Below are 13080 nucleotides of genomic sequence, written 5' to 3'. Positions count from 1 at the left end.
TGGTGGTGCGGGCAACGCTGGTGGCCGGATCGATCTGCGAAGCGGTCAGCGCCTGGCCGCGGGTGTTGTAGGTGTACGTAGACTTGGCGACAAGCGTGTTGGCGGCGTTGTACACCCGGCGTTCGGTTGGAACTCGGAAGTCAGCGTGCCAATCGGTCTGCGTGGTGCGCTTCTTGCCGGTGGTGTCGTTGGCCGCTTCGATCTTCTGGGTCAGCAGGCCGCGAACATCGTAATCCAGGTCAGAAACCACGCCATTTTGAGTAACGGTATCCACATAACCATTTCCATCAAAGGCATAAGCGACGCTTTGACCTACGCATCCGGAACATGTGGTGCTTACCGAACTAGGAACTACGCGCCCCTTCTCGACTTGGAATTCAATCTCACGCAAGGCGCCTGAAGACATGGTTACGCTCGTGCTTGACGCATATCCCCCAGCAGCTGCCTCGACATATGTGGCGGATTGAAGATCCACTCCGCCCAACTCCGTGGCAGTGGCCTTCCCAGTTGCGTCATAGTAGGTGCTTGAGTAGCGAATTCCGCTCTCGTCCATCACGCCGGTGAGGGCGCCTTTGGCGCTGAGCTGGACATATCCACTTTCATCATAGAGATAGGACAAAAATGCCCCTCCTGGGTAGGTAACTTTCTCCAGATAGCCGGCGGCGTTGTAGTCGAACAGAAGCGATGATCCCTCGGGCAAAGTCAAGCTTTCCAGCAGGCTTCCCGGGCCATAGCTGAAAATCAGCTTCCTATTGCTCTCATCGGTCGCAGATTCAATGCGGCCCAACGAATCGTAGGCGATAGTTATGCGCTTGCCACCAGCATTCGCCATCGCCAGCAATCTTCCGTCGGCATTGAAGTGGTCGCGACTTCCTGACGCATCCTCAAGTATCCAGGATTGAATTGGCGCTCCGACCGAGGTTAGCGTTTCAGGAGTCCCGGCACTTGAAATCCATGCGGATCCTTGTTTGTCAAACCTCAGGGAGGAGCCGTTCGGACGGCTGACATAGGCGGTAGTAATGCCTTCTGACGCGGACACACTGACTCTTCTGGAGAACGTCGTCGACCTCGAGAATCCGACCATATCGCCATAAGGATCGCTTGCCGGCGAGGACCCCATGCTGTTGTAGGTCCAACTGAATTCCAGTGGAAATTCGCCCGGGCCCCGATACTCGGCTCTCGTTTCGAACTTGTTTCCCGTGCCGGCATTAATTGGATCTCCGAAACACTGATCGGGACAAGGTGGCGCGCCTTTGTTCTTGTCTGGCTCCGCTTTATCTTCTTCAAGGGTGCATATCTCTGGATTTCCCGCTTGCAAAGGCTCGTGCCAAGCACCATCAGCGCAGATCCAGTGCCTCAACGAAACCGAGGAATAATTGTATGGGCCATACAGTTGCGAATTCGCGCAGTACTTGAATATATAAGTCGCTCCCGCTATCGACTCGGGCTGATATCCGGTGTTTTGTTGATAAAACCAGGAGTCGTAGTTCCATGAAGAGGATTGACCAGGAGCGCAAGGAGTTTCGAAGTCGGCCCAGTCAGTCTTGAACGAAGCTTCAGCATCAGCAAAGCCACGCCTATGCCATTGCGGTTTGTCCTGATACCAGTTGTCAACAGCCCACTTTCTGATCGGAGCGTAGGTTTCAGTTCCGTAAGCACTCTTAATAAATAACGAGGTCGCCGCCAAAACAAGGAGCACAGTGAGCAACAGTCGTAAAATTGCGACGTGCGATATCTGTCCCGCTGTCGAGAACGAGTGATGCTGTCGCATACGTACATATCCCCTAATAAATAAAGGGGTCAGAGAACATATGCGATTGAAACGAATATGTTCTCTGACCCCACTGTTCCGCCGACCACATTTTCCGGCGGCGTGCCTCTAGCGATAGCCCTGTATACGCGGCAGGATGCAAGCTTTGCAACCAAGCGATTCTCAGTTGATAGAAATGCTACTGACTTCACATTTGCGGAGATGATCCCGCAAAGGAAGCGAGCTGGGGCCGCGCACTGTTGATACTCAATGGCGCAAACTGAAAAATAAGGAACCGAGGTGCGCAAGAAGTGAAACAAGCGTCCGCTTTCGCGAGCGCAGCTACTGTAAGTAACGCCCCTTCAACATCTCAAACGCAGCCCGCAATGTCATCGCCTCACCGCCCGCAGGGTGCCCCGCACGGTCGCTGTCGTTCCACGCATACACATCCAGATGCGCCCACTTCTGCTGCGCAGGCACGAAGCGTTCCAGATACAGCGCAGCGGTCACCGCACCGGCCATGCGCGAGCCAGCATTGGCCATATCGGCGATGCCGCTGTTGAGGTGTCGCAAAGGATCACGCGGCCCTCGGCATCGGTGTTGTCGATCTCAGACTCCAAGGGGTCAGAGTAAATATCCGTTCCCAATCAATATTTACTCTACTCAGCAACGGCGCTCGGTATAGTTGCTGATCGCGAACAGCCGGGGCACGAAGCGAAAGCGAGATCTTCCGCCACGCTTTGTAGAGCCGAGCTTGCTCGGCTGCTCTCGTGGGGAATCAAAAGCTGCCGAGCAAGCTCGGCTCTACAAAGATTAGGCGACTCGCGGTAGGGATTACCCTGGAGTCATGCGGGATAGCGTGCCTTCAACATCTCAAACGCAGCCCGCAATGTCATTGCCCCCGCCTGCCCTGTCGTTCCGCACGCGCACGTCCAAAACCAGGCACAAAGCGCTTCCCCTCTCATCCACTGATTGCGGCACCCCTATTGGAACCCCCGCCCGATTAGGTTAGCCTCCCCCGCAGGGGAAACAGCAGGTCGGGGGACTATGCTCAAGTGGGGATACGTGCTGCTGGCACTGGCGGCTGCGCCGTGCTGCCTGGCGCAGCAGGCCGCGCCGTCCGTGCGCAGCGACGCACCGGAGACGGCGCCGCCGGCGCAAACGAACGACGCAAGCACTTGCTGCCGCATCGCCGACGGCACCGCGGTGACCATCGAGATCCTCGAACCCTTGAACTCTGCGCTGGTCAAGCGCGGCGATAAATTCCGATTGCGTCTTGCCGAGCCCGTTCTGGCCGAAGGCAAGCCCGTGCTCGCCCCGGGCGTGGAAGGCGTGGGCGAAATCGTGCATGCCGAAAAATCGCGCAGCGGCGGCAAGGCAGGCGAACTGCTGATCGCCGCACGCTACCTGGAAACCGCGGGAACGCAGGTTCCGCTGCGCGCACTCAAGCTGGGCGGCAGAGGCAAGGACAACACCAACGCGGCCATGGCCACCTCCTTCGCCCTCGGACCACTGGCCCTTTTCGTGCACGGCCGCGAAATCGTGATCCCCCCCGGCACCTTGGCGCAAGCGAAAATCGCGCAGGAACTGCAGCTTCCCGTGCAGCCGGACGCACAAGTTTCCGAACCGGTCGCAATCGCTTCGGAAAGCGCGGCCACTGCCGACCAGAACCCCACCGCCGTACCGCCGACCCCGTTACTGCCTGCCGAACCCGTCCCGGAAGGCACGACAACCCGATCCACGACCACCGAATCCACCCAAGAACCGAAGGAATAACCATGTATTCGAAGTTGCACCGTTCGCTGCTGGTACTGGCGCTGCTCTGCCCCGCTTACGCCCATGCACAAACCGAAGCCGCAGAACCCGCCGCCGCGGAAGCCGCTGCTGCGGAAACGGCCGAACCGGCTGCCGAGGCGACCGAAGCCGTTGCCGAAGAAGCCGGCGACGCCACCGCAGCGCCCGCCGCCAGCGGTTCCATCGGCGCCCCTCCTGCCGGCAAGGGCCAGATCGTGTTCTTCCGCGAGAAGAAGTTCGTCGGCGGCGCGGTCAGCTACAAAGTGCGCGAAGGCGAGAACGAGCTGGGCAAGCTGAGCAACGGCACTTACTTCGTCTCCGTGGTCGAACCGGGCGCGCACGAGTACACCGTGCATTCCGAGGCCAAGGACATCCTCAACCTGGAAGTGGAAGCGGGCGAAACCTACTACGTGACCGGTGGCATCACCATGGGCGTTTTCGCGGGCCGCCCCAACCTCTCGCCTTCCGACCAGGCCGCTTTCGATGCACTGGCCGGCAAGCTGAAGCCCGCCAAGCCGATCAAGAAAAAATAAGCGGAGCTGTTTTGAGAGAAAAAGGCCGCACAAGCGGCCTTTTTCTTTTGTCATCCCGAGCGCAGCGAAGGATCTGCTTGGCGCCCTTGACTTCCAGAATGCATATAAGCAGATCCCTCGCTGCGCTCGGGATGACAGGTTCGAGGCGCGGTGGGCCAAGGCCCACCCTATGTAATATCGCCGCGTCCTTTTATGCGTCAGCCGCCGCAGCCCTTCCCTTCGACCTTCATCTCCGCCGCATACATCGTCACCGGCGGCAGCTTCTTGCCGGCGGCGGCGTTCTCCTTCGCTTCTTGCAGATACACGCGCGCGCTGCCCTGCCCGTCCAGCTTGGGCGTGTTGTCGGCCGGCAGGCGCCAGACGCGCACCACGGCCTGTTGCGAGGCGCAGGCGGCGTTGGGCACGCGGATCACATCGTTCAATTTCCAACCGCCCGCCAGCGAAGGTTTGGCCTTGGCGAAATCCACGAAACGGGCGCGCGGCTGGCATTGCGGGCTGGTGCGCACCACCGCGTATTTGTACGGCTGCGCCGCATCGGCGACGAACATGCCTTCCAGGCGCGCGCAGGCCTCGGGAATGGTGCGCAAGGTGTGGGCCGCGCCCACCGCCTGCGCGGTGCCGGTCGGCCGCTGGATCTCGGGCGCCGGATCGGCCGCGAAAACGGGCGAAGAAGCCACGGCAACGCCAGCGGCCAGCAGGGTCGGAATCAGTCGCATGCGGTTCTCCATGCTGTTGCAAAGGCCGCAGGCTGCCACGCCGCGGCTGAACCCCGGCCCGGCGTCTGGCGGCTGCGGGTCCATCCGGTCATACTCGGCGGGCTCCAGGGATTGCTGAACACACCGCGACACGGGCTGCCGGAACACTGAATCGTTCCTGCGGTCGCCAAGTCCGCTGCCTAGTTCGAGTGACTTGCCCGGTTGTCGCGTTGACGTTCCTCATAGCGGTTCGCTGGATTGCATCCATCAACCTGGGAGGGGTCATGCTGGAACAACATGGTTTTCTGGAAGCTTGGGGTTTGACGTTGGCGCTGGTCTGCGCCGCGATTGCGATTCTCTACGGCATCATTTCCGCACGCTGGATCCTGAAACAACCTGCCGGCAACGCCCGCATGCAGGAGATCGCCGCGGCGATCCAGGAAGGCGCCAGCGCCTATCTCAACCGGCAATACACCACCATCGCCATCGCCGGCGCGGTGCTGTTCGTGCTGGTCGGATTCTTCCTCAGCTGGCCCACCGCGATCGGTTTCCTGATCGGCGCGGTGCTGTCGGGCGCGGCCGGCTACATCGGCATGAACGTATCGGTGCGCGCCAACGTGCGCACCGCCGAAGCCGCGCGCAAAGGCATCGGCGCGGCCATGGACGTGGCCTTCCGCGGCGGCGCCATCACCGGCATGCTGGTGGTGGGCCTGGGCCTGCTGGGCGTGGCCGGCTACTGGCTGGTGCTGGGCCGCATGGGCATCACCGGCGAACCTGCGCTGCATGCGCTGGTCGGCCTGGCCTTCGGTTCCTCGCTGATCTCGATCTTCGCGCGACTGGGCGGCGGCATCTTCACCAAGGGCGCCGACGTGGGCGCCGACCTGGTGGGCAAGGTGGAAGCCGGCATTCCCGAGGACGACCCGCGCAACCCGGCGGTGATCGCCGACAACGTGGGCGACAACGTGGGCGACTGCGCCGGCATGGCCGCGGACCTGTTCGAAACCTATGCGGTCACCGTCATCGCCACCATGCTGCTGGGCGGCCTGATGATGGACCAGGCGGGCAAGAATGCGGTGCTGTATCCGCTGGTGCTGGGCGGCGTTTCCATCATCGCCTCGATCATCGGCGCGTTCTTCGTCAAGGTGAAGGAAGGCGGCTCGATCATGGGCGCGCTGTACAAGGGCGTGATCGTGTCGGGCGTGCTGGCGGCGATCGCCTTCTACCCCATCACCACGCAGCTGATGGGCGATTCCAGCTACGGCGCGTTGAACCTGTTCTGGTGCGCGCTGATCGGACTGGCGCTGACCGGGGTGATCGTGTGGATCACCGAGTACTACACCGGCACGCAGTACAAGCCGGTGCAGCACGTGGCCGCCGCGTCCACCACCGGCCATGGCACCAACATCATCGCCGGCCTGGGCATTTCGATGAAATCCACCGCGCTGCCGGTGATCGCGGTGTGCATCGCGATCTGGGGCGCTTACGCCTTGGGCGGCCTGTACGGCATCGCCATCGCGGCCACCGCGATGCTGTCGATGGCCGGGATGATCGTGGCGCTGGACGCCTACGGCCCGATCACCGACAACGCCGGCGGTATCGCCGAAATGGCGGAACTGCCGCCGGAAATCCGCAACATCACCGACCCGCTGGACGCGGTGGGCAACACCACCAAGGCGGTGACCAAGGGTTACGCGATCGGTTCGGCGGCGCTGGCGGCGCTGGTGCTGTTCGCCGACTACACGCACAACCTGCAGACCGCGCATCCGGGCAACGTGTTCACCTTCGATCTGTCCAACCACATGGTGATCATCGGCCTGCTGATCGGCGGCCTGATCCCCTACCTGTTCGGCGCGATGGCGATGGAAGCCGTCGGCCGCGCGGCCGGTTCGGTGGTGGAGGAAGTGCGGCGCCAGTTCCGCGAAATCGCCGGGATCATGGAAGGCACCGGCAAGCCCGACTACAGCAAGGCGGTGGACCTGCTGACCAAGTCGGCGATCAAGGAAATGATCGTGCCCTCGCTGCTGCCGGTCGCAGTGCCGGTGATCGTGGGCATGTTGCTGGGTCCGCAGGCGCTGGGCGGCTTGCTGATCGGCACGATCGTCACCGGTTTGTTCGTGGCCATTTCGATGACCACCGGCGGCGGCGCCTGGGACAACGCCAAGAAGTACATCGAGGACGGTCACCATGGCGGCAAGGGTTCCGAGGCGCACAAGGCCGCGGTTACCGGCGACACCGTCGGCGATCCGTACAAGGACACCGCCGGCCCGGCGATCAATCCGCTGATCAAGATCATCAACATCGTAGCCCTGCTGCTGGTGCCGGTGCTACCGGTCAACGGCTGGCTGGGCAGCGGCGGTAGCGATACCGGCGGCGCGCATGCGCCTGCTGCGATCAGCGCCACTGCGGACGATGCGCATCTGGCCAGGCTTTACTTCGAAGTCGGCGCCACCGCCCCGTCCAATGCGGGTGCTATCGGAAGCGTGATCGCCACGCTGCAGGCGAATCCCGGCAGCAAAGCCAGGGTCTCCGGCTATCACGACGCCACCGGCGGCGCGGCGGCCAACGAGGAAATCGCCAAGGTCCGCGCCCAGACCGTGCAGGAACTGCTGCTTGCCAACGGCATCGCGCAGGAGCGGATCGTGCTGGACAAGCCGGTGCTGACTACCGGCGACGGCAGCCCGGAGGAAGCGCGGCGGGTCGAAATCCTGGTCGAATAGGCCCGATTCCAGATCCAGGACCGAAAAAGGCGGCTAAAGCCGCCTTTTTCCTGCCTCCTCCCCTGCTGCGCAAGGGAGGAGGCTCTTCCTGCTGCGGCGCAACACGCAAGCGGTTAGAATGCCCGCCCCCGTATTCGCAAGTTGGAGCAAGGCATGGGCCTGGACCACGTCGCCACCGGCAAGAACCCGCCGGACGAAATCAACGTCATCATCGAGATTCCGAAGGATTCGGAGCCGGTGAAGTACGAAGTGGACAAGGAAAGCGGCGCGATCTTCGTCGACCGCATCCTCTCCACCCCCATGCGCTACCCCTGCAACTACGGCTATGTGCCGCACACCCTGTGCGGCGACGGCGACCCGGCCGACGTGCTGGTGGTGCTGCCGCTGTCGCTGATCCCCGGCTCGGTGATCCGCTGCCGCCCGGTCGGCGTGCTGCGTATGACCGACGAAGCCGGCGGCGACGAGAAGATCCTGGCCGTGCCCGCCACCAAGGTCTTCAACGGCTACGCCCACATCGAGGATATCGGCCAGGTCTCGCCGCACTGGCTGGAGCGCATCGGCCACTTCTTCGAGCACTACAAGGACCTGGAGAAGGGCAAGTGGGTCAAGCTGGACGGCTGGGGCGGCGCGGAAGAAGCCAAGCAGATCCTGCGCGAGTCGATGACCCGTTATGAATCCAGTGTGGAAAAGCCCAAGTTCTGATCGCCACGCTCGACCGCAAAGCATGGGGCCCCGGGGTTTTCTCCGGGGCTTTTTTTCACCCTCGGGTACCGAACATACGCCCGGCCCGGTCGATCATGGGTTGCAAGTCGGGCAGGTTCGGTTCGATCTGATCTGCATGGCGGCGCCATTTCTCCGGATCCGGCGCCGATGTGGTGGAGCGAGAGTAAGGCAGCTGGCTGCCCAGTACCTTGTCCCAGCCATAACCGGCCCAGTCGCATAAGCGCGATACCTGTCCCTGCGGATCTGCCAGGAACTGGCCGTAATCGATCGCGATGCGGCGCTCGGCAGGCAAGGCTTCCAAATCCTCGAGCAGGATGCGCTGCGTGCATTCCCATTGTCGGGCCACCACTTCCCCCAATGGCAAGCCCGAAAGTTCGCGCCAGTTTGGCGTGAGCAGGAACGACCAGGGCAACCCCCGCCAATCCGGCAAGTTGGGATACGTGACGAAACGCCCTGATTGCCAACCATCGATCATGCTGCCCAGGACCTGTCGCGGGTCGCGGTGCAGGAAAATGAAACGCGCCTGCGGAAATACCGTAGCCAGGAAAGGAATGCGCAGCGCGTTCTTAGGCGTCTTTTCCAGCATGCGCACGGAAGCCGTACCTGGTGCACGCCCATCCCGGTCGTGCAGACTTTCTAGAAAGCGTTCGCGCAGTCGTGCCGCGACCTGCGAAGTGGCATCGGCGGCCAGCAACCGGTTGGAATCGCGCCCTCCTTGCCCCGGTCCCAATCCCGGGATGCCTTCGATCAACTGATGACTCTCGTCGCCGATGGTATAAACGCCAGGTGCGGCGGAAAGCGTTTCGAATAACAGCGTCGATCCCGAACGCGGCGAACTGACGATGAAGACGGGGCGGTCGAAGGACCCGTCCTTGCCCCGCGCGGCGATGGCCGCCGGTGTAGCCGGCTTGCCGCGCTCAGGCGCTTCGCCATGCCTGTCCAGCTTGGCGGCATCGCTGCGCGTGTCCCGGTCCGACAACGCCATGTCGAAAATGTACGAGGACAGCGCGCGCGCCAGCCCCAACTCGTTCTTCAGGCCGATGCCATCAACGCCCTTCGCGCGCAATTCCTGCCACGACAGGTCGAGTAGCCGGCGATAGCGCGGCCATCCTTCGCGACTTTCGCCGTAGCAGGACCACAATGCCTGCCAGCGCCGCGCGAATAGCAACATGGCCTGCTGCACCAAAGCCAGCTGCGGTGTCGGTACCGCATCGGCCAACAGGAACACCATGTGGTCGCGCAACTCCCAAGGAGTCATTACTGTCGGCGCGTTGACGTTTTCGAAATCTAGTTGGGGAACGAAGCCTGGACGCGGCCCCACTAATCGAGGCGTCCAGCCAGCGCGGTCCTGGCCGGAGGCGCGGCCATTGGCCAACAGATCCCAGAAGCGTTCGCCGCCCACGGTGTCGGCCACCAGGTGAATGCGTTCGTCGTTGCTTTCGTTGAGTACGCGGTGGCGGCGCCATGTATCGAAGATCCAGCACTCGCCCTGTGCCATGTTCACTTCGCCTTCCCCGCATTGAAAGCGTACCGAGGGCGTAGTGACGATGGGCACATGCACGCGCATGCGTTCGCGCCAGTAATAGTTGACGTCTACGTGCGGTGTGACCTCGGACTGGCCCGACAACCGCATCAGCCTGCTTCTCCCCCAGGTTCCGCCGAGCGCATCCAGCACCTGCACAAGGTAGGGGCATTGCTCCAGCCAGGGCGTGGGCCGCATGGCGCCGGTCAGTTCATCGCTGTCCGGATTCCCGCCGGTGGTGATGAGGGTCAGCGCGCTGTTGCCGGGGATTCCGTCGGGATGGGCTCGCCATGCGTCCTCGCTTATCTTCGACACTTCCTCGGCCAGGGCCGCCGCGTCGAACGAGATGGGCAGCTGGATGAACGGGACCTGCAATTTCATTGTGTTTCCGGGGCGATTCCAATGCCGCAAGTGTGGTGTCGGTCCGGTTAACTGTCAAAGCACGATTCGGGGCAATCACGTCCTGTCCCGGATTCGGCAGTAAAAAAAAGGCCCCGGCATGCCGGGGCCCTGTCGCACTGAGGCTGTCAGTTGAAGCTGAACTTCGCCCCCACCGTGTAGTAACGGCCGACCGCGCCGCTGAAATGCAGCGGGTTGTAGTTGACCGCGCCGTAGGTCAGCGGATCCAGCGGGGCGATCTTGTCGGTCACGTTCAGCACCGAAGCGAACACCTCGAACGAATCGGTGGCCTTCCAGCGGCCGGACAGGTCGATGGTGTAGAACGACGGGATGCGGCAGCCGCGCGGGGCGTCGGTGCCGTCGGCGAAGCTGTTGGCGCAGGTGTCGCCCTCGAACGCAACGTTCTTGAAGCTGCCGATGTAGTTGACCACGCTGCTCAGGCTGAACCGGCCGACATCCCAGGTGGCGCCGAAGTTCGCACGGTCCTTCGGCGTGCCGATGCAGTTGGTCACGTCGCAATTGCCGTGCGTTCCCGCGTACTCGACCACGCCGGTGCCGTCATCGCGTTCGAAAGAACGCAGGCGCGACCATTGCAGATCCAACCCCAATTTGCCGAAGCGGCCCATGTCGAAGCGCTGGTTGATGTCGAAATCGAAACCTTCGACCTGCGTGTAGGACGAGTTGATGTAGTCCACGCTCACCGCCAGCAGGGTGCCGCTGTTGGGGATGCCCGGCAGGTCGTTGTCGCCGCGCACGCCGCGGCCGGCGGCCAGGGCTTCTTCCGTATCGCCCTGGTTGATCTCGTTGGTGCGCTTGATACGCCAGGCGTCGAAGGTCATGGTCGTCGAAGAGGTGGGCTCCAGCACGATGCCGATGTTGTAGCTCTTGGACTCCTCGGGCTCCAGGTCCGGATTGGGCGTGGTGATGATGGCCAGGTTCACGCCGCAATCGGCCGCCGTGGCGCCAGGCGCCGGCACACCGCCGGGACAACGTACCGGGTCGCGGACCGTACTGAAACCGGCCAGGCCGCCGTCGCCGTTCTCGGCCGGGTTGGGCGCACGGAAACCTTCGGCGTAACTGGCGCGCAAGGCGATCCAGTCGGCCGGGTTCCATTTGACGCCCAGCTTCGGCGTGGTGGCGGTGTCGCCGCCCTGGTACTTGTCGACGCGGAACGCTCCCGACAGCTCCAGTGTCTCGGTCACCGGCGCGGCGATTTCCGCATAGGCCACGGCCACTTTCTGCACGCCGCCGTAAGCCGAATAGCCCAGGCCGATGATGTCGCCCTGGTCGGTAAAGCTCTGCGGAGAGAGCTTGGCGCTTTGCCGCCGGTACTCGGCACCGACCGCCAGTCCCAACGGGCCGCCCTTGAGATCCATCAGCGCGCGCGAGGCCTTGAAGTCGATCATGTTCAAGGTGGTCGAGGCGTTGGCGTGGATGGTGGGCGAAATGAAGTCGTACAGTTCCTGGGTGTTGAGATCGGCGTCGTCGCCGATGCGCCACCAGCCGACCGGGCTGTTGGGATCGGTCAATGCGGTGCGCACCGCGCTGTAACGCAGGAAACCATCGCGCTCGTTCACCAGCGCGGTGGACGAATGCAGGTAGGCCGTATCGATATCCCACTCGCCCCAATTGCCCTTGGCGCCGACCAGGAAGCGCCTGAACTCGTTGGTGTTGCGGGTGACGCGCGGGCCGACGTCGAACGCGGCGTAGCGCAGGCGCGCGTCGACGCCCAGCGGATTGTCCGGATGCAAGGCACCCAGCACGGTCGCGCCCGGCCCGCTGCTGGCGTTGACCGGACCGCCCGGGTAACCCCATGAACCGGAAACGCCGGAAGGCGTGTTGTAGAACACATTCTTCTTCTTGGAGTAGCCGACTTCGGAATAGAGATCGAAACTATCCGACAGCTTGAAGGTGGCGCGTGCGAAGAAATTGCCGAACTCTTCGCTGGGCGTCAGGCTGCGGAACTGCTGCGTCTCCCACAGGCAGCCTCCATTCGGATCGGTCACGCCTACATCCGGGAACTCCTCGCAGCCCGGCAGCGAAACATACTGCCCATCGGGACCGCGGATGTTGCCGACGGGCGAGTTGGTAGCGTTACCGGCCAGCAATTCGCCGGTGTCGGGATCGATCACGCCGGGAATGATGTTGCCCACCAGGTTGAAGAACTGGCTACCGCCGAAAGGCAGGTATCCGTACGGGCTCAGGTCGCCGTTGCCGATCCACTTGCGGTTGCGGCGATCGCTGATGGCGATGCCGTCGGTCTTGCTGACGTCGATGCTGACGAAAGCGTTGAAGTCGTCTTCGGCCAGGTTGCCGATACCGGCGGTGAAGGAAGCCTTGCGCGCATTGCCGTCGCTATCGCCGGAGATGCCGTAGGAGGCCTTGCCGGTGACGCCGGTGAAATCGCGGCGCAGGATGATGTTGACCACGCCGGCGATGGCGTCGGAGCCGTAGATGGCCGAGGCGCCGTCCTTCAGCACTTCGACGCGTTCCACCGCATCCATCGGGATGACGCTGAGGTCGGTGAAGACTTTCTGGCCGTCGTCGGCCAAGCCGTAGGGCGCGATGCGCCGGCCGTTCAGCAGCACCAAGGTCGAAGACGCACCCAGGCCGCGCAGAGAAATGCCCGCGCCGCCACCCGCGAAACCGGTGCCGAAGGATTTTGGAATCGAGCCGGCGCCATCGGCGGTCAGGGTCTGCAGGAATTCGGCGATGGTCGCCTTGCCGGTGCGGTCGATCTGCTCGCGCGAGATCACCTGCACGGGCGAAGAGGTTTCCAATTGCGTGCGCGGGATGTTGGAACCGGTGACCTCGATGCGGTCCAGGGTGGTGGCGTCCTGCTCGGTTTCGGTTTCCTGTGCGAACGCCAGCGGCGACGCCAGGATCAAAGCGATGCCAGCCGGCAGCGACGCGCGCCGTAGTGTCTTGTAGATCATGGGTGGATCTC

General features: G+C 62.8%; 8 protein-coding genes and 2 pseudogenes. 5 read left to right on the top strand and 5 right to left on the bottom strand.

Going from position 1 to position 13080, the window contains the following annotated elements; translation table 11 throughout:
• Both CSC73_RS09245 and CSC73_RS09240 read right to left on the bottom strand, forming a co-directional pair.
• Positions 1–1771 (bottom strand): DUF6531 domain-containing protein (locus CSC73_RS09245; protein WP_163840145.1); only part of this gene is annotated, 1771 nt, incomplete at its 3' end.
• Between the two features lie 321 nt (positions 1772–2092).
• A pseudogene (locus tag CSC73_RS09240) lies at positions 2093–2332 on the bottom strand (leucyl aminopeptidase family protein); the annotation flags it as partial.
• A 465-nt stretch (positions 2333–2797) separates the two neighbouring features.
• Between CSC73_RS09240 and CSC73_RS09235 the strand changes: the two are divergent.
• Both CSC73_RS09235 and CSC73_RS09230 read left to right on the top strand, forming a co-directional pair.
• The gene (locus CSC73_RS09235; RefSeq protein WP_163840144.1) at positions 2798–3526 is read left to right on the top strand and encodes a hypothetical protein; all 729 of its coding nucleotides are present in this window, start codon (positions 2798–2800) and stop codon (positions 3524–3526) included.
• A gap of 2 nt (positions 3527–3528) precedes the next feature.
• Entirely contained in the window at positions 3529–4077 is a 549-nt protein-coding gene (locus CSC73_RS09230) for a DUF2846 domain-containing protein (protein WP_163840143.1), read from the top strand.
• A gap of 197 nt (positions 4078–4274) precedes the next feature.
• On the opposite strand, the gene CSC73_RS09225 is transcribed toward CSC73_RS09230, so the two are convergent.
• A complete protein-coding gene (locus tag CSC73_RS09225) occupies positions 4275–4793 on the bottom strand; it encodes a hypothetical protein (RefSeq protein ID WP_163840142.1) in 519 nt (172 codons plus the stop codon).
• A gap of 263 nt (positions 4794–5056) precedes the next feature.
• On the opposite strand from CSC73_RS09225, the pseudogene CSC73_RS09220 reads away from it, so the two are divergent.
• The 3 genes and pseudogenes from CSC73_RS09220 to ppa form a co-directional block, all read left to right on the top strand.
• Positions 5057–7099, top strand: a pseudogene (locus CSC73_RS09220) (sodium-translocating pyrophosphatase); the annotation flags it as partial.
• Positions 7088–7489, top strand: a complete 402-nt coding sequence (locus CSC73_RS18460; protein WP_246197472.1) for an OmpA family protein — start codon at positions 7088–7090, stop codon at positions 7487–7489. The pseudogene CSC73_RS09220 and the gene CSC73_RS18460, both read left to right, overlap by 12 nt.
• A 153-nt stretch (positions 7490–7642) precedes the next feature.
• Positions 7643–8191 carry an inorganic diphosphatase gene (gene ppa, locus CSC73_RS09215; RefSeq protein WP_163840140.1) on the top strand — a complete coding sequence of 183 codons (549 nt, stop codon included), beginning with the start codon at positions 7643–7645 and terminating at the stop codon, positions 8189–8191.
• A gap of 55 nt (positions 8192–8246) precedes the next feature.
• Here ppa and CSC73_RS09210 read toward each other — a convergent pair whose 3' ends face one another.
• Together CSC73_RS09210 and CSC73_RS09205 are read right to left on the bottom strand one after the other, a co-directional pair.
• Positions 8247–10115: a sulfotransferase gene (locus CSC73_RS09210; protein ID WP_163840139.1), complete on the bottom strand. Its 1869-nt coding sequence runs from the start codon at positions 10113–10115 to the stop codon at positions 8247–8249.
• A gap of 146 nt (positions 10116–10261) precedes the next feature.
• Positions 10262–13069, bottom strand: a complete 2808-nt coding sequence (locus CSC73_RS09205) for a TonB-dependent receptor (RefSeq protein ID WP_163840138.1) — start codon at positions 13067–13069, stop codon at positions 10262–10264.
• Positions 13070–13080 lie beyond the last annotated feature (11 nt).

This window comes from Pseudoxanthomonas sacheonensis, from assembly GCF_010093305.1.
GTDB lineage: Bacteria > Pseudomonadota > Gammaproteobacteria > Xanthomonadales > Xanthomonadaceae > Pseudoxanthomonas_A > Pseudoxanthomonas_A sacheonensis.
This window is presented reverse-complemented; position numbering and strand designations above follow the sequence as displayed.

Coding starts and splice junctions, on each gene's coding strand:
- CSC73_RS09235 (WP_163840144.1), top strand. CDS start 2,798: ATGCTCAAGTGGGGATACGTGCTGCTGGCACTGGCGGCTGCGCCGTGC.
- CSC73_RS09230 (WP_163840143.1), top strand. CDS start 3,529: ATGTATTCGAAGTTGCACCGTTCGCTGCTGGTACTGGCGCTGCTCTGC.
- CSC73_RS09225 (WP_163840142.1), bottom strand. CDS start 4,793: ATGCGACTGATTCCGACCCTGCTGGCCGCTGGCGTTGCCGTGGCTTCT.
- ppa (WP_163840140.1), top strand. CDS start 7,643: ATGGGCCTGGACCACGTCGCCACCGGCAAGAACCCGCCGGACGAAATC.
- CSC73_RS09210 (WP_163840139.1), bottom strand. CDS start 10,115: ATGAAATTGCAGGTCCCGTTCATCCAGCTGCCCATCTCGTTCGACGCG.
- CSC73_RS09205 (WP_163840138.1), bottom strand. CDS start 13,069: ATGATCTACAAGACACTACGGCGCGCGTCGCTGCCGGCTGGCATCGCT.